This window comes from Acinetobacter sp., from assembly GCF_049284435.1.
Taxonomy (GTDB): Bacteria; Pseudomonadota; Gammaproteobacteria; order Pseudomonadales; family Moraxellaceae; genus Acinetobacter.
Map to the genome: position 1 here is coordinate 1 of NZ_JBAPXX010000034.1, position 17,939 is coordinate 17,939.

Genomic DNA, 17,939 nt, shown 5'->3' on the forward strand with positions numbered 1-17,939 from the left:
ACGTAAACAACACCTGCCCCGTTTTCACCGTTTGCCCTTTTTCAATAGTAATCGCATCTACACGCATACGCTCAGGCGCAATAATTGGAATCTCAATTTTCATTGCTTCAATCACGGCTAAGGTTGCACCCTCTTCAACAATATCGCCCGATTGACATTCAATTTTCCAAATTGAACCCGGCATGTGAGATTCCACCGCACAGCCACCTTCAGGCACTTCAACACTTTCACCATCATCCACAGCATCTAAGCTTTCAGACACATATTCTGCAAGCCCTGCTTCATGCCAACGACGACGCTCTTCATCAAAATTGGCTTGTTGCACTGCTTTAAAAGCAGAAATGGATTCTTGGTTTTCAGTTAAGAAGTCGTTGTATTCTTTAAGGTTGAGTACGCCTTCTTCAATGCGCAGTTTTAAACGACCTGCTTTAAAGTCCTCACGCATCTGCATCAGTTCAGCTTCAGACACTTCATAAAACTTAATCTGGTCAAAGAAGCGCAGTAACCACGGCATACCTTGTTCAAAGTCTGGGTTTTTACGGTAGCGTGACCACATTTGCGAGGTACGACCAACAAACTGATAACCGCCCGGACCTTCCATACCGTAGACACACATATATGCACCGCCAATACCGACAGCATTTTCAGGCGTCCACGTCCGTGCAGGGTTATATTTGGTGGTGACTAAACGCTGACGAGGATCAAGCGGAGTTGCAACAGGCGCACCCAAGTACACATCGCCCAAGCCCATGACCAAATAACTGGCGTTATACACTACATCTTTCACAGCTTGTTTGTCTTTTAAACCATTAATACGGCGGATAAATTCAATATTGTCGGGACACCACGGCGCATCTGGACGCACGGTTTGCATATAACGCTCAGTTGCGAGTTGCGTTTGTGAATCTTCCCAAGCCAATGGCAAATACACGGTACGTGATGGCACTTGCATCTCGGTGACATCAGGCAGTTGTTCTTCAGCCACTTGAAGCATACGCAGTAAATCAATCTGATCGAGCTGGGTCGAATCAAAATGAATTTGGAGCGAACGAATCCCCGGTGTCAGGTCAATAATGCCTTTGATGTTTTGACCTTTGACCCATTGCATCAAGGCATGAATACGGAAACGCAAGTTCAAATCTAAAACTAGCTCGCCATATTCCACCAACATATAGTTGTTGCCGGCAGGACGATACACCACATCAGGCGTACCATTTTGACCTTTTAAGGTATCTAAAATGGCAGATTTCAGCGTACTGATTTCAGGATAGAAAGATTCATCAAAAGTGACCGCTTGCCTATCATTTGATGCTAATTGCGCATGATATTTTTCATTTAACAGTTTGGCTTGATGGTAACTCACAGGCACAAATTTGACTTTATCACCGGCTTTAAGCTGACCCAATTTCCACAGCTCTGAATTGATCACCACCGCAGGACAAACGAAACCACCGAGGCTTGGACCATCAGGACCCAAAATAATCGGCATATCACCGGTGAAATCAATTGCACCAATGGCATAGGCATTGTCATGAATATTGGATGGATGCAGACCCGCTTCACCACCGTCCTGACGTGCCCATTCCGGTTTTGGCCCAATCAAACGAATACCGGTACGGCTAGAGTTAAAGTGAATTTCAAACTCATTGGCAAAGAACGTATCAATGTCGTTTTTGGTGAAGAAATCAGGCGCGCCATGTGGACCATACATCACCGCAATTTCCCAAGAATTTAAGAATGTCGGGATTTGATTTTCGGCTAAGGCTTTCACTTCATCGGATGTAAATGCCGTAATCGGCAGCATATCGCCAATCAACAAGTTACGCCCTGCATGACCACCAAACTGACCTAAGGTAAAGGTCGCTTGTGAACCCAAATATTCAGGTACATTCAGACCGCCTTTAATCCCAATATAAGTACGGCAACCTGTAGCGATCTTGCCACATTTCAGCACCTGACCTTTGAGTACATTCACGGTTTGCCACATAGGCACCGCGACACCATCCAACGTTGATGGCATATCACCACCAGCAAGCACAATTTGACTGTCACAATGGAATTTTAATGTTGGCCCTTGTAGGGTACATTCCAAACCTGCGGTATTCGGTGCATTGCCCAAAAGTTGGTTCGCGACATTTAAAGATAACGGATCAATCGCACCCGATGGTGGCACACCGACATCCCAATAGCCCAAACGACCTGTGACGTCTTGCACGGCGGTTTGAATACCGGCTTGAAGCACTTCAATTTTTTGGGTTTTCCATTCAAGCGTATTTAAGAAGCGTGTGGTTTGCGTCCCCGCTTTAAACACATCACAGTCGATAATGTTTTGCAGATATTCAAGGTTGGTTTCAATGCCTCCCACTTGGGTTTTTGACAACGTATCGGTCATGGCTTGAATCGCAGATTCACGAGTGTCGCTAGTCACAATAATTTTGGCAATCATCGGGTCATAAAATGATGAAACGTTTGAACCTGTTTCTACCCAAGTTTCATTACGTGCATTGGCATCAAACTCGACATGCGTCAAAAGCCCTGCACTTGGTTGGAAATTTTTGATTGGGTCTTCAGCATATAAACGCACTTGGATTGAATGACCTTGAGACTCGAGTTTTGATGTTGGCGCTTTCCAATCACCACTGCCTAAAGTCACCATCCATTCCACTAAGTCCACACCAAAGACTTGCTCGGTCACACCATGTTCCACTTGTAAACGGGTATTCACTTCCAAGAAATAGAATTCTTGCGTGTCAGTATCCATCACAAATTCAACTGTACCTGCCGAGCGGTAATTGACGGATTGCATCAATTGAATCGCGACATTTTGGAGATAGGCACGTTGTTCATCATCCAGATGCGGTGCAGGTGTTTCCTCAATCACTTTTTGGTTACGACGTTGCACTGAACAATCACGTTCGCCCAGTGCTAACACTAAACCCTTGCCATCACCAAAAATTTGCACTTCGATATGACGCGCATTTTGCACAAATTTTTCAAGGTACAAACCTGCATTTTTAAAGTTGGCTTGGGCTAAATATGACACCGTTGCGTAAGCATCTTTCAGCTCTTCAGCATTCCAGACCAAACGCATACCGATTCCACCACCGCCTGCGGTACTTTTCAGCATTACAGGATAGCCAATACGTTCAGCTTCAAGCAGTGCTTCCGCTTCATCAGCCAATAACTGACTACCCGGCAATAACGGCACATTGGCTTGAATCGCGAGTTCACGCGCAGTGTGTTTCAGACCAAAGGCTTTCATCTGTTCCGCATTTGGACCTAAGAACACAATGCCTTGCGCTTCACAGAGATTACAGAATTCTGCATTTTCAGACAGGAAGCCATAGCCTGGGTGAATCGCTTGTGCGCCCGTTTGTTTGGCGACTTCTAAAATTTTATCGACATTTAAATAGCTTTGGCTCGCAGGTGCATCACCAATCAATACCGCTTCATCCGCTAAAGTCACATGCAATGAATCACGGTCAGCTTCTGAATACACTGCAACTGATTGAATACCCAATTTTTTAAGTGTACGAATAACACGACATGCGATTGCACCACGGTTGGCGATGAGAACTTTATTAAACATGGCTTATTCCTCGCCTTCACGGACAATCAGTTGAATTTTAGTTGGGTTATAGGCATTACATGGGTTATTCAGTTGCGGGCAGTTGGAGATCAGTACAATGAGATCCATCTCAGCTTTGACTTCCACATATTTACCTGGTGCAGAAATACCATCATCAAATTTCAAATGACCGTCTGCTGTCACCGGCACATTCATAAAGAAGTTAATGTTTGGACCAATGTGACGTACATTGAGACCATGCTTTTTCGCAATTGGATGTTGCGATAGCGCGATCATGAAATTGTTACGGCAACTGTGCATCGGGTATTTGTCATGTGCATAACGCACGGTATTGCTTTCACATGAACATGCGCCGCCTAAAGTGTCATGGCGACCGCAGTTGTCATCATGGATGGTGGCGATTTTATTGCCAAAGTTGGTATATAAAGTTGTACCTTTCTCGAGGTAAATTTGACGGTTTATTGCCAAAGTATCTGTTGCGCTATAACGCTCCTCAGGGTTTGAAGCGGAAATAAATAAGGTATCAACCGCTTGGTTGCCTTCGAGGTCAACAATACGGAAATGCTGCCCTTTCTTGACTTCGCACATCCACGCTTCACCGGCAGGACAGATTTCACTGAGTACAGATTTTTCTAGGTTTACTAATGCAGTCATGATCATTCCCCCTTAAGCCGTTAAAGCGTAATAGCGATTATTGTTTTGGAAAGCACGCTGATTTTGCGGGCATGAATCGCGGCAGATATCCGTCTCTTGTAGTGGCAATGCCTTAAACAGTGACAGTTGAATATCCGCAGGTGCATATTCAGAACTGTTATCTAAACCGTGTGGAGCAGCTGATAAGAACACCAAGCAGTCCATTTCAAAACGTAGTTCAATCACTTGATCGGTATTGTCAGATGCGACATAAGTCAAGTTGCCATTGTCATCTGGTGCAACTTTTGAGAATAAATTGAGTGTATTGCTGAGATCAGTTGCAGATAAACCAAACTTGGTCATCTCTAAAAGCAGGCTGTCTTTAGCATTCCGGTACATGTCGTTACGCGCATCTTGAAATATTTTTGTGCCAAACTGTGCTGCAATTTGTTGTGCGGTACTAGGTGCACAAAAAGTATCATTCCAACCATGGTTATCTTTGATAATTGAAACCATCGCGCGTCCAAGATCGGATGCTAAAATATGTCCTGTGCTTAAAAATGCCGTATGCTGACCTTTTAGGCTGTCTGGCATGTTGTAGGCTTCAAGTTTATCTTCTGCATTGACACAGAACAGCGAAACATTGGCATTTTCGCCCAAGGATTTAAGTTGTAATACTGCGCCACGTTGAATGCGCGCAGACCAGTGATGGCCACCCGGTAAAAGTTCAGTCCACAGTGCGGAATCTTTGTGATAAGTAGTTGTGCTCATAACAGCCTCTGCATCTAACTTGTACGGTTTACCTCCCGGGCTTTTATCCCTCCGTGTAGCTTTGGTTTTAACAAACCTAGCCGTGAACTCTCGGTCTCAGACGCAGTCTTTTAAAAAAATCACTGCCGGAACCCTAGATCACTTTATGATGCGTAAATAAATGCAAAGGCCGTGCCAAACTAGTAATACTATTTTTAGGTTTGGTAATACTTTTTTGAGCTGGAGTTGATCATTTCAGGTGCAAGGCTCTGAAAAAGGCATCAAGATGTACCAAAATAAAAATTCCCGGCTTGAACCGGGAATTGTAAAATCTAAATATGAAGATTAAATCAAGCCTTCCATGCTGCAAGCTTATTTACTTAAAATCTCATGCAGCATATTACGTAACCATTGATGGCTGGTTTTATGATGACAGGACATATGCCAATACTGCTTTACGGAATAGGTTGGGAAAGCAATCGGTGCTTCAAAAATCTTGAGATTGCCGCGTGATAACAAGACTTCACTCAAATAATAAGGCACGGTCGCAATCGCATCGGTTTCTTGTACCACCAGTCCTACCCCCAGATAACTTGGCAGACGCATTAGAATGTCACGCTTGAGTTCCAGATTCAGCAATTCATTTTCAATATGGTAATGCCCCATCCCGGCATCAATATCGATATGGGTTTCACGTAAATACTCTTCGGTCGTAATGCTGTCACCCGTTAGTCGCGGATGGTCTTTCGCAGCGATCACCACATAATACTGTTCAAACAGTTTCTGCTGATAAAAGCCATTCTCCAGATTGGGTAAGAAGCCCAAAGCCAGATCAATCTCGCCATTGGCCATCTGATAACTGGTTTCCGAGGTAATCGGACGCACATTCAGACGGATATGGGATGCATGCTGCTTCAGATACTGTGAAATTTTTGGCAATAACACCAGATGCGATACATCGGTCATCGCCAGTGTAAAGCGCTGCTGTGAAGTGACCTGATCAAAATTGATAGTGAAATTATTGATTGCTTCAACTTTGCTCAGTGCTTCGCTGACCAAGGGAAAGAGCTGTTTGGACAGATCTGTAGGTAACATCTCATTGCCAATACGTAAAAATAAAGGATCACCATAATGCTGGCGAATTTTATTCAGCAGATTGCTCACCGCTGGCTGGCTCATGTCTAAATGATCGGCTGCCTGAGATACGTTTTTAAATTTATAGACATAATAAAAAATACTGAGCAATTTACAGTCAAGTTCAAACACAGAAATACATTTCCTTTAACTTTCTCCTCATTCGGACAGGTCTTTCATCCGCATAAGTTCATTTAGGGTCAGATTAAAATATAACACTTTGCTACTATTTGCAGGATCAAACTCGCTGAAATTTTCCGTAAAAAATACTTTTGCCTGATAGATAAACCTCATTTAAAAGTACCTCAGCGCAAAATTTCCAGCCCGGTTTTCTCAGGTCAGTTAAACATTTAAATCGTATGCGATATACTCAGCCCCACTGAATAAATGGTAAAAATACAGAGAAATCTTATATGTTTCAGGATAAAAAGCTGGTCTGTTTTGATCTGGATGGTACGTTGATCGATTCTGTAGGCATCTGGAATCAGGTCGATGCAGCCCTGATTGATGAGCTCTCCAACAGAAAAGTCGATTTACATGAGATTCAGCAACAGCGCGATCTTCAACTTACCGCCTTGAGACACATGTCAGATCCTTATCTGGAATATTGTGAATTTTTAAAAGAACAATACGGTTTTGAACCAGGTAAAGAAGAAGTAAAAAATCGTCGTTATACGATTTCCCGACATTTTCTCGATGATATCGTCGAGTTAAAGCCTCATGCAGACCTCCTGATTCAGTCCTTAAAACAGCAACAGATCGCACTGGCCTTAACCACAACCACCAGTTTATTCAATGTTCAGCGCTATCAGGACAATAATCAAAATATTAATTCTAAAATCAGCTTTGATGAGGATTTTTCCTTGATCCTCACCCGTGAAAATGTCCAGAACATTAAGCCGCATCCAGAAGTCTATCTGAATGTATTGCAAGCCTTTAACCTTCGACCTGAGGAATGTCTAATTATTGAAGACTCGTTAGTCGGTGTAGAAGCAGCAAATCAGGCGGGCATCGAGGTGGTGGCAATTTATGATCAGCATTCCGCTCATGAAATAGATTTGATCAAAGCCAAATCGAATTATTTTGTCGAAGATTTTGCTGAATTATTAAGTTTTATTCAATAAAAACACCCAGTAAAAAAGATGTCATGAAGCATCCTTATTCATGGCATCTTGAATACTATTTGTGGCCTAAAAATCTTACTACCTATTTAGCCTTTTTATAGATTGAGCCTGAACCGACCAGATTTCCGGTTTTCTCATCGATTGCAAAATCGACCATACCTGCACCTGCGTTCAACTGAAGCATGCCATTTTCGTTCACTGCAGCGGGCATTGGATTCTTTTTCTCGGTTTTACCGGTTTCCTTATCTTTGATCGTATTGGTAATCAGATAATTTTCACCATTTTTGGAAATAACCAGAATATTTTCAAGCTTTGGATTTTCCACGGTGTTTTTCCAGTTGCCCTGATAATCGGGTGCTGGCGCTTCAGTGGTGTTACAAGCAGTTAAAAGCAGTAATAATGGGATTGCTGAAAAATATTTAAGATGTTTCAAAACTGAGACCTTGAGTGTAACGACGCGGCCATTATAGAGAGAAGCCCTTAGGGCTGAAGCAGGTTGTTGTAGGCAAAGCGTTTCAGCAGTACTGGATCTGTTTTGCTTTCGTCATTTTTTGAAAACTGTATCCATATTTTATTCATAAACAGGATAATTCTAATGATATTGAATCTGATAAAGGTCAAAAAAATTCCTCAATAGACCATCCAAATCTATTGAGGAGTACCAAAATGGTGAATACAAAATATTAAAAAATTACGGCATGATTTTGGCTTTAAAATAGTTGAACACAGATTTAGCTGTATGGGTTTTTTCAACCACCTGCTCAGTCCAGTGATTCGGTAGAGAACATTTAGCCAGGCCTACCCATACCGTAGAAAACTGTTTCATGAAGCTGGCTTCGTTATAATGAATGCCATATTCTGCACAGAGCGCTTTGATTTTTGGCGCAACCTGCGCATAGCGATTGGCTGGCATGTCAGGGAACAGATGGTGCTCAATCTGATGGCTCAAATTGCCACTCAAGATATGTAGCCAAGTTGTTCCACTAAAATTGCTCGAACCGCGAATCTGGCGTAAATACCACTCGGCACGGGTTTCATTGTCAGTATTGTCCATTTCAAAGGTTTCAGCATCTTCAGTGAAATGACCGTTAAAAATGACGGCAGAAGCCCACAGGCTACGAATCACATTGGCCACCGCATTTCCGGTAAATACCGGAATAGCATTTGGCCCTGCAATAATCGGGAAAAATACATAATCTTTTAACACCTGACGGCGCATTTTCTGGCGCAAAGGTGCTGCTTCTTCCCAGACTTCTTTCCAAGTCTTGGTTTTATAGGCAATCACATCTTCCAGATGCAGGCGTTGCAGACCAACATACCATTCGAAAAACACCATTAACTGAATGCCCAGTGGAATATTGAACAGAAAGCGTGGTTCCCACTTTTGCGATTCACTGACCCGAATCAAGCCATAACCGACATCATGATCCATCCCGACAATATTGGTATAAGTATGATGAATATAGTTGTGCGTGTATTTCCAGTCATCGCCAGTAGAAATCGTATCCCAGTCATAGCTTGCACCGTTCAGACTCGGATCGTTCATCCAGTCGAACTGGCCATGCATAACATTGTGGCCGAGTTCCATATTTTCCACGATTTTGGAAAGACCGAGCAGACCTGTCCCCGCCAGCCATACCGGTGGTAACCAACCAGCAAACATCAACATGCCACGTGAGGCAATTTCGCTATAGCGGACAAAATTACGGATTTTATAAATATATTCAGCGTCTTTTTCCCCCAGATCATCCATGACCTCGCGGCGGATTGCATCGACTTTAGCACCGAATTCCTCAATCTGTTCCGGACTGAGAAATTGGCTTTTGCTATGTCGTTTAAAATCAATTTGCATATTCATGGGAGCACCTTCTTATAGTTTAATTAATGGCTTATCAATAGTTTATAGATTAATCACCACAGGACTTACTGCCTGGGAAATGCACAGCTTGATCTGGGTATTGTTGCCATGATCAACTTCTCCGGTCAGGACGTTGCGCACCGAACCACTGACTTTGGTACAGGAACAGGTATTGCAGATCCCCATCCGGCAGCCATGTGCTGGACGCAAGCCTGATTTTTCGGCACTTTCCAGTAAGTTGGACTGGGTCTGAAACTCTTGCTGCGATCTTAAAAACTGTACCGGCTGTGCTTTAATTTTTTGATCGACTACAATCTGGAAATATTCCGAATGAAAATGGGATTTCAAATCCAGTTTATCAACGATGCGAAGTGCAGCCTTCATCATCCCAGCGGAACCACAGGCATAAATTTTTCGCTCTGCAACGTCTGGCACCAACTTTTGCAATAAGCTCTGCGTCAGATGCTGCTGGTGTTCCACGGTATTGAAATGGTGATATTTTAAGTTTGGATGCATGAGAGTCAAGGTTTTCAGTTCAGCATGAAAAGCATCATCACGAGTGAAATAAATCAGGTCAATCTGTTCCAGAGACTGAATGACTGCTTTTTGCAGCAAGGAATAAATGGCCGTAATACCACTGCCTGAAGCCAGAAATAAAATTGGCTGGGTGGATTTTTGCAATGTGAACTCACCTTGCAGCTGTGAAATTTCGATCACGGCACCAATTTGCATCAGGCTTAAAGCACGTGACACTTTGCCTTGCTGTTTAACCGCAATGATCAGATCACCATTTTTCAATACTGTCACCACAGAATAATGTCGCTGATGGCGTACACCATCGAGTCTGACAGTCACTGCAATATTCTGGCCGGCCTGAAATGACTTGGCTTTAAAATTATGATTTGGACGTAAGTGAATTTTAAAAAAGTCAGGGCTGATGGCTTGAATGCCCATAACGGCAGCCTTAACTTTTTTGATTGCCCAGGTTGGATGGATTTTTTCACCAATAAAATCAATGAAATCTTCCCGAATCCAATGCGGCTGATAGGTTGGCATGCTTGTCATTTTTATCCCCTTATCCACAGACAGTTTCATTAATGTACAACTGTCTAATTATTATATTGCTCAGGATAAAGAATTCTCACATTCAGACCATGTCAATACAGGTCAAATTATGTGCCTAAGCCATATAATATGACTTTTCGTCGGACAATATCGTCTAAAAGTAGCGATCAAGACTATATGCATTGAGAAAAAGCATTTTTAAACTGATAACGCTGCTTAGCCTGTACATAAAAAAACTGACCTCTATTAGAGATCAGTTTTTTGACTTCATGTTGGGATTTTCAGATTAAATGATGCGTTAACCTGCTGCCTGCTCCAAAAGAATAGCACCATATAATTCACGCAGATCCTTTTTCAGCATTTTACCAGTACCACTGAGTGGAATAGCATCAACAAACACGACTCGGTCTGGAATCTGCCATTTGGCTACCTTGTCCGCATAATAATCCAGCAGATCAGTCTCACTCAGCTGGCTGTCCGGTTTTTTAATGGCAATCAATACCGGGCGCTCATCCCATTTAGGATGCTGGGCGGCAATTACGGCAGCCATCGCAATTTCCGGATGCCCCATGGCAATATTTTCCAGCTCCACCGATGAAATCCATTCTCCGCCAGACTTGATTAGATCTTTAGAACGGTCACTGAGTTTCATAAAGCCATCCTGATCCAGCGTAGCAATATCGCCGGTATCAAACCAGCCATCCGCAGTCAGTGCAGACTCTTCCTTGCCGAAATAATGGCTGATGACCCAATGCCCTTTGACCTGTAAATTTCCTGTGGTCTGTCCATCACGTTCAATTTCATGCGTACCTTTTTCTGCATCAGTCAAACGTAGGTCAACCCCGAATGGCGGACGACCTTGGGACAGCCGAATCTGTAATTTTTCTTCATCAGACAGATGCAAATGTTTGGTCTTGAGCTGATTTGCCGTACCCAATGGACTGATTTCCGTCATGCCCCAGGCATGGATCGTTTCACAATTAAACTGTTCTTTGAAAGCTCTTAGCATGGCCGGTGGGCATGCCGATCCACCCACTACATTCCGTTTTAGGCTTTCCAATTTGGAACCTGACTGGTTTGCGGCGGCAATCAAACCCTGCCAGATGGTCGGCACACCAAGCGCTACCGAAACCTGATAAGTATCAATCAGGTTGACCAGACTGGCGCCATCCAGACCCGGTCCAGGAAGAACCAGAGTGCATCCGACCATTGCAGCGGCATACGGAGTGCCCCACGCATTTACATGGAACATCGGTACAACAGGCAACATAATGTCGGCAGCCGAGACATTTAATGAATCAGGTAAAATGATGGCATAGCTATGTAATACCGTAGAGCGATGGCTAAACAGCACACCTTTAGGATTGCCCGTGGTTCCTGAGGTATAACACAGAGAGCTTGCCGAATTTTCATCAATCGTCGGCCACTCAAAATCTGCATTTTGGCCGGCAATCAGATCATCATAAAATTGTACTTCCGGTATCGCTTCTCTAACTGCCGGATCAACCGCATCCAGACAGATAAAATGCTCGACCGAGGTCAACAGCGCTTTCACGTCTTTAATTAAAGGGACAAATGTTTTATCAAACAGCACCACACGATCCGCAGCATCATTCATAATAAAAATCAGCTGTTCCGGAAATAAGCGCGGGTTAATGGTATGACAGACTAAGCCGCTGCCAGAAATGGCATACCAGGACTCTAAATGGCGATAATTATTCCAGGCAATAGTCGCGACCCGATCTCCATACGTCAAGCCGAGTTGTTGTAATGCATTGGCAAAACGTTTCGAGTTTTGATGAATTTCTCCCCAATTGGTCACTGTAATACTGGTATCGGTATTTTTGGAAATTACCTCGGTATCGGCATGATAGCGTCCTGCATGTTCAATCATGCTGCTGATCAGTAAAGGCTGAAACATCATATTTCCGAGCATTCTCCACTCCTTTGTGCTTGTTATTGGTCCGTATTTTCGTATCGTTGTTATAGTTGCATGATGGCTCGATCTGAAACCGTAACTTACTTTTTATCATCATGTGGATCGAATTTAGCAAGGAAATCTAACTTTGTAAGTATCGAATTGTGACAAATTAAGCCAAGTGACTGAGGCGTATAAAAATGGGAATACGATTTATATAGAAATAAAATTTCCACAGAAAATCTGAGACCTGATTTTCACTTTAATTGTCATGCATCAAAACTCAAGCTTAAAAAATAGAATGACAACAATTCTATTCCTCCTTTTTGTTATATTAATCTTCTAAAAATATGCTATAAATCAAAATAATTAGAACAGTTTTAGTTCAAGAAAGTGTATGTATAAGTCTGAAAAACTGGCACAGAATATTCGTCAGATGATTGAAAACGGCATATGGAAGGCACATGAAAAATTGCCTTCACTTCGCGAACAGACCCAGTTATCTGGTTATAGCCTGATGACAGTACTCAATGCTTATCAAGAACTTGAAGCGCAAGGGCTGGTCTATGCCAAGGACAAAACGGGCTATTACGTGGCAGAGCGTATTCAAGCACTGCTCAATAACAAACAGTCCGTCCAGATTGGTTTAACTTCAAAAATCCAAATCAACTCGGTGGTATTTAATTATTTAAAATCGACTCAGTCAGCCGAAATTGTACCTTTTGGTTCAGCATTTCCGAATGCAGAGCTGTTATATAACGCGAAATTTATGCAGATTCTGGCGCAGCAGGCCAAAAGAAAAAGCAGTTATAACAATCAGAATCATATGCCGCCCGGCAATCAGGACTTGCGGCAACTGATTGCCAACCGTTATCAATTACAAGGAGTTACCTGCAACCCGGATGACATTGTCATTACATCCGGCGCACTGGAAGCACTGAATCTGTCTTTACAGGCCTTAACCCAACCTGGTGATTTTATCCTGCTGCAGCAAACCATTTTTTATGGTGCCTGGCAGGCTGCCGAGCGTCTGGGTTTACAGGTCATTACCATCCCTGAGCATCCGCAATTTGGTTTTGATCTGGAATCATTTGAACAGGCTTTAAAGCAATATCCAATCAAAGTTTGCTGGCTGATGCTGAATGCACATAATCCGATTGGTTTTACCGTCAGTTCTGAAATCAAACAGAGAATCGCGGAACTCTTGTATGAATATCAAGTGTATTTAATCGAAGATGATGTTTATCAGGAATTAAATTATGGTGCAGCCAAGCCGTTACCGGTTAAATATTTTGATCAGCATCAAATGGTGCTGCACTGTGCCTCATTTTCGAAAACGCTGGGGATGGGCGCACGCGTCGGCTGGGTGTATGCCGGTCCATTTTCCGATGCCATTCAGCACTTACAGCTCATGAGCACTTTAACGGTCAGCCCCTTACTTCAAAATGCGCTGGTCGAATTTATTTCACATCATCATTATGAAAAACATTTGCGGCATTTAAGGCAGCATCTGGAAAAATATAAAAAGAAATTTTATCAGGAACTTAAAGCACGTTTAGGAAGCATCTGTGAAATTTACTATTATTCCAGCGGTTATTTTCTCTGGATTGAATTGCCCAAACAACTGGATGCTCAGCAGCTCTATCAACAATTGCTACAACAGCATATTTCAATTGCCCCTGCACTGCTGTTTAAGCCGGAACCTGCCAGCCAACATTATATTCGGCTGAACTGTTCGTTTGAATGGACAGCCAGGATTGAAGATGCGGTCAATCTGCTGGCAGAAATCATTCTCCAGAATAGCAAAAGCGCGGATTAATTCATCCACGCTTCTGTTCCAGATCAGACTCTCTAATTGAAAGAAGTCTTAGAAGTTGTAAATAGCAACCGCATTGATTCGGTTATCTTCACCTGTTTTACTGCCATTTGGTGTAGCAGGAGCTAATGCCTCACGTTCACCATAGACATATTCCAGACCAAAACTTAAAGGCTTGGTTGGGCTATAGAACACATTCGCCCATGCTTGCCATAAGTCTTTATTGGCTTTGGTCTTGTCAGTGACTGCATTGATATAAGCTTGATCTTCATCAAAATTCATATAGCCATAACCTAATGTACCGCGCAATTTGTCATTAAACTGCTGAGTTAGGCCAACTGAAATTGAATCAAATTCGCTTTGTAATAAATCGCCATTTGCAGCGGTAATCACACCCGTATTTGCATAAGACACAAAGCTGCTATCTCCTTTAACATGGTAATAGTCAGCTTTGAGCGTTGTACCAGGCACAACATCATACTTGGCACCAAGCCCTACACCCCATGCGGTTTTTTCATCTTCATTGACACGCTTTTCATTCCCCATCGCACGGGCACTGACTGTAAGATTATCAGCAAATTTATGATTTAAACGTGCTGTTAAAGCAGGTAGGCGCTGTTTAATACCAGTAATAGTTGCATCTTTAGGATCTTCTACTGCAAATACCAGATTGGTTTCAGGACTGATTGTGCTGGTATAACGAACTTGTGGAGTCCGTTTAATTGAACCGCCAGCGTAAACCAATGCATCTACAGTTTCTGGAATATAATCTGGCACCGCAAAGTTCGACCAGGTTTGACCGATCAACCAGTTGGCATAGCTGATATAAGCATGACGGATACGCAAGTTATCAAAGCTTGCGCCGCCCAGAAAATCCACTTCAACTTTACCGCTTAAAGCTTTATCTCCAGCACCGACTGGTGCTTTAAAATCCATGCCTAAACGGGTTGCAGCCAGAGTAGATTTAAATTCATCACTACGCTCACCGACACCTTCTAAAGGTACAGCATTAATCTGGTTATACATACGTGCTGCTGAACCACCTTCAGCCTGATAAGAGGCATCCGCACGGATATTACCGTATAAATTGAATTCGGCCCCACTGGCAATTTTCATGACAGGTTTAGTTGCAGGCGCGCTTACTGGTACTGGTGCTATTGCCACTGGGGCAATTCCCGTGGCTGTCTGAGCTTGCTGCTGTTCAACCAGTGCGCGTAAGGCCTGAACTTCCTGGCGAAGTTGTTCAATTTCCTGCTGATTCGACTGAGCTGAGGTTTGTGCTTGAGTCGACAAGCTGATGCCCCCTAAACTCATTGCCATCATGCTCATCAGAACTGTACGCTTGAATGTGATTGTTGGTTGATTAAATAATTGTGTCGTGTTCATCCTAAACTCGCTTTTTATTATGCGTTTCGATTCTAGCAACAGATCACCACCCGTTACGATGGCGATCTATATCATTGGGAATATTATCTTTATTGATTGAAATCTAACTTAATGTGTCGCTTCTTTTGCCAATGAATTTGGCTTTACACTAGACGTTGCAAGGGCTTGGCCATCTACGGAAGTTTTTAAGTTCACCAGGAAAATTGCCAGCGCAGCAATCACGCCAGGAATCGCAATTGCAAAGAAGTTCATTTGATGCGGTAAATTCATGGTCAATAAAGCGCCAGTGAGTACCGGCCCAACAATCGCACCAATACGTCCAATACCAGATGCCCAGCCCATACCGGTAGAACGTACCGTCGATGGATAATACTGCGCCACAAAGGTATAGAGCAGAATTTGTGAGCCAATCGTTGCAGCGCCTGCCACAGCAATCAAGGTATACAGCACGAATTGCGGACTGTTAAAGCCAAGCAGAATCAATGCAATGGCACCGCATAAGAACATAATGGTCAGCACTTTTTTGATATGGAATTTATCTGCGAGATACCCACCACCAATGGCACCTACCATTCCACCAATATTCAGGGCGAACAGGAAGATCATACTTGCACCCAGCGAGTAACCTGCCTGAATCATCAGTTTTGGCAACCAGCTACCCAAGGCGTAGACCATCAACAGGCACATAAAGAATGCCAGCCAGAACATAAAGGTACTGAAGCTACGGCCTTGTTGAAAGAGTGCTTTTAATGGTGCTTCATCCCCTTTTTGCACTTCATTCAGTACAAATTGGGTGTCACTGGTGATGACCTGTGTCGGAGAAATCTTTTGAATAATATCGTGTGCTTGAGCCGTCTGTTGCTTGTTGGTCAGGTACATCAGGGATTCTGGCAGATATTTCCATAGAATCGGTAAGATTAGCAATGGAACGCCTGCAAGCAGGAACATGATTTTCCAACCAAATTGTGGCACCAACCATGCACCGAGTAACGCAGAAGTCATCCCGCCAATGGCATAACCACTAAACATCAGGGCAACCAATGTACTGCGGATGCGTTTAGGCGCATATTCGGTCATCAATGCCACCACATTAGGCATGACACCGCCAATGCCAAGGCCAGCCAGGAAACGTAAAATTCCGAATTCGACTGGTGATGTGGCAAAGGCACCGATAAAGGTAAACCCACTAAAAATAGCCACACAGATCATGATAGTCTTTTTCCGGCCGAGTTTATCGGACAAGGTTCCGAAACTCATGGCACCGAACATCATCCCGAATAAGGCAGTACTGGCCAGCATCCCTGCTTGTACTGCACTGAGAGACCATTCCTGCATGAGTAGTGGCAATGCCACTCCATAAATAACCAGGTCATAACCATCAAAAATAATGATCAGCAAACACCAGATCAGTACCCCCCAATGAAAGGGCGTAAACTTTGCCTCATCAATCAGCGTATTTATATTAACTTTATTTGTAGACATCTCCACCTCCAAATTGTGAAGTTCAATTTATGAATGCCACAATGGAGAAAATGCGAAAGAATGTCCAAAACTGAATAGGCATGCTTCTATACCTATAAAGTCTGGCTGCAGCTAAGTTACTAAATTTATTATAAAATATATTATAATAATCTTAATTTAGCCTGTGCTTGCATGAATTTATCCGCTGTGCAGGATTGATCACGCTTCTAGATTGAACTATTAAAATACTGAACGATCGTACCTAATTGCTTCCAGATCATAGACTTGATAGACCGCATCAAACAGATAGCGGATGTATTCACTTTCATCCATGTTACGGATGGCCATGAATACTGGACTGACAGCGAACTCATCTAGAAGCGGAATGAAGTTTAGGTGGGCCAGTTTAATATTTTGTGCACTTTCCGGCACGATACAAATCCCTTCTCCGGCAGCTACAAAGCCTAGTGCCAACTGTAATTCACGTACGATACGGATATTTTTGGGTTCCAGACCATACTCAGAAAAAATACCACGTACCTGGGTGGCAAAATTCGCCTTGCCACTATTGGGATATAAAAACAGTTGCTGATCAACCAGTTCAGAAAGATTTAAACCTTCTACCCGTTGCGCCATGCTATGACTGGAGTGTGCAGCGACCATGAGCCGTTCCTCACGCAGCAACACTCGTTTTACTGCCGGATCTGAAATTCTTAGACGCCCAAAACCCACATCAATCCGGCCTTCTTTCAGCGCCTGAATCTGTTCATGGGTATTCATCTCCATCATCTCGATCTTGAGATGTGGATGCTGCTGTTTGAATAAAAACAGAATGCGCGACAGCAAACCAAACAATAAAGAGCCAACAAAACCGATGGTTATGGTGCGATCAGCAATTCCAATCCGTTTGGTCATCGATTTTATTTCTTCAGCATTAGACAAAAGTTTAACAGCATGCTGATAGAAAAATTGACCGGCTTCGGTAGTTTTTAGCGGCCGACTACCACGCTCAAATAGCTGAATATCGAGTTCTTGCTCTAGATTTTGGATCTGTCGGCTCAAAGGTGGTTGAGCAATAAACAGTTTTTCTGCCGCTTTGGTAAAACTTTGTTCTTCGACGACGGCAACGAAGTAACGTAAATGTCTGAGTTCCATGGACATGAATACCTTTAAAGTATAAAAAAATGCTAAATCGATCTTAGACC

General features: G+C 43.1%; 13 protein-coding genes and 1 riboswitch. Of the genes, 2 read left to right on the plus strand and 11 right to left on the minus strand.

Annotated features, from left to right (window positions below):
* The 4 genes from uca to WAK81_RS02805 all read right to left on the minus strand — a co-directional run.
* Positions 1-3,589: urea carboxylase (gene uca / locus WAK81_RS02790; RefSeq protein WP_422195593.1), on the minus strand; the 3,589-nt coding region annotated here is incomplete at its 3' end.
* 3 nt (positions 3,590-3,592) lie between these two features.
* The gene (locus WAK81_RS02795; protein ID WP_422195594.1) at positions 3,593-4,243 is read right to left on the minus strand and encodes an urea amidolyase associated protein UAAP2; all 651 of its coding nucleotides are present in this window, start codon (positions 4,241-4,243) and stop codon (positions 3,593-3,595) included.
* A gap of 12 nt (positions 4,244-4,255) precedes the next feature.
* Entirely contained in the window at positions 4,256-4,993 is a 738-nt protein-coding gene (locus WAK81_RS02800) for an urea amidolyase associated protein UAAP1 (RefSeq protein WP_422195595.1), read from the minus strand.
* A gap of 30 nt (positions 4,994-5,023) precedes the next feature.
* Positions 5,024-5,141: riboswitch (guanidine-I (ykkC/yxkD leader) on the minus strand.
* A gap of 203 nt (positions 5,142-5,344) precedes the next feature.
* The gene (locus WAK81_RS02805) at positions 5,345-6,238 is read right to left on the minus strand and encodes a LysR family transcriptional regulator (protein ID WP_004647024.1); all 894 of its coding nucleotides are present in this window, start codon (positions 6,236-6,238) and stop codon (positions 5,345-5,347) included.
* 281 nt (positions 6,239-6,519) lie between these two features.
* Here WAK81_RS02805 and WAK81_RS02810 point away from each other — a divergent pair, with 281 nt between their 5' ends.
* Positions 6,520-7,230, plus strand: coding sequence for an HAD family hydrolase (locus tag WAK81_RS02810; protein ID WP_422195596.1), 711 nt, complete (start codon positions 6,520-6,522; stop codon positions 7,228-7,230).
* A gap of 82 nt (positions 7,231-7,312) precedes the next feature.
* Here the strand turns inward: WAK81_RS02810 and WAK81_RS02815 are convergent, their stop codons facing one another.
* From WAK81_RS02815 to WAK81_RS02830, 4 genes are all read right to left on the minus strand, one after another.
* On the minus strand, positions 7,313-7,663 hold the full coding sequence (locus WAK81_RS02815) for a hypothetical protein (RefSeq protein WP_422195597.1): 351 nt from the start codon (positions 7,661-7,663) through the stop codon (positions 7,313-7,315).
* A gap of 258 nt (positions 7,664-7,921) precedes the next feature.
* The gene (locus tag WAK81_RS02820) at positions 7,922-9,088 is read right to left on the minus strand and encodes a fatty acid desaturase family protein (protein WP_422195598.1); all 1,167 of its coding nucleotides are present in this window, start codon (positions 9,086-9,088) and stop codon (positions 7,922-7,924) included.
* A 42-nt stretch (positions 9,089-9,130) separates the two neighbouring features.
* Positions 9,131-10,153, minus strand: coding sequence for a flavin reductase family protein (locus tag WAK81_RS02825; protein WP_422195599.1), 1,023 nt, complete (start codon positions 10,151-10,153; stop codon positions 9,131-9,133).
* A gap of 298 nt (positions 10,154-10,451) precedes the next feature.
* Positions 10,452-12,089, minus strand: a complete 1,638-nt coding sequence (locus WAK81_RS02830; protein ID WP_422195600.1) for a long-chain-fatty-acid--CoA ligase — start codon at positions 12,087-12,089, stop codon at positions 10,452-10,454.
* A gap of 379 nt (positions 12,090-12,468) precedes the next feature.
* On the opposite strand from WAK81_RS02830, the gene WAK81_RS02835 reads away from it, so the two are divergent.
* On the plus strand, positions 12,469-13,890 hold the full coding sequence (locus tag WAK81_RS02835; protein WP_422195601.1) for a PLP-dependent aminotransferase family protein: 1,422 nt from the start codon (positions 12,469-12,471) through the stop codon (positions 13,888-13,890).
* Between the two features lie 48 nt (positions 13,891-13,938).
* Here the strand turns inward: WAK81_RS02835 and WAK81_RS02840 are convergent, their stop codons facing one another.
* The 3 genes from WAK81_RS02840 to WAK81_RS02850 form a co-directional block, all read right to left on the minus strand.
* Entirely contained in the window at positions 13,939-15,273 is a 1,335-nt protein-coding gene (locus WAK81_RS02840) for a DcaP family trimeric outer membrane transporter (protein WP_422195602.1), read from the minus strand.
* Positions 15,274-15,381: 108 nt separating this feature from the next.
* On the minus strand, positions 15,382-16,755 hold the full coding sequence (locus WAK81_RS02845; protein WP_422195603.1) for an MFS transporter: 1,374 nt from the start codon (positions 16,753-16,755) through the stop codon (positions 15,382-15,384).
* Between the two features lie 219 nt (positions 16,756-16,974).
* Positions 16,975-17,889 (minus strand): LysR substrate-binding domain-containing protein, encoded by a 915-nt coding sequence (locus WAK81_RS02850; protein ID WP_422195604.1) that lies wholly within the window; start codon positions 17,887-17,889, stop codon positions 16,975-16,977.
* Positions 17,890-17,939 lie beyond the last annotated feature (50 nt).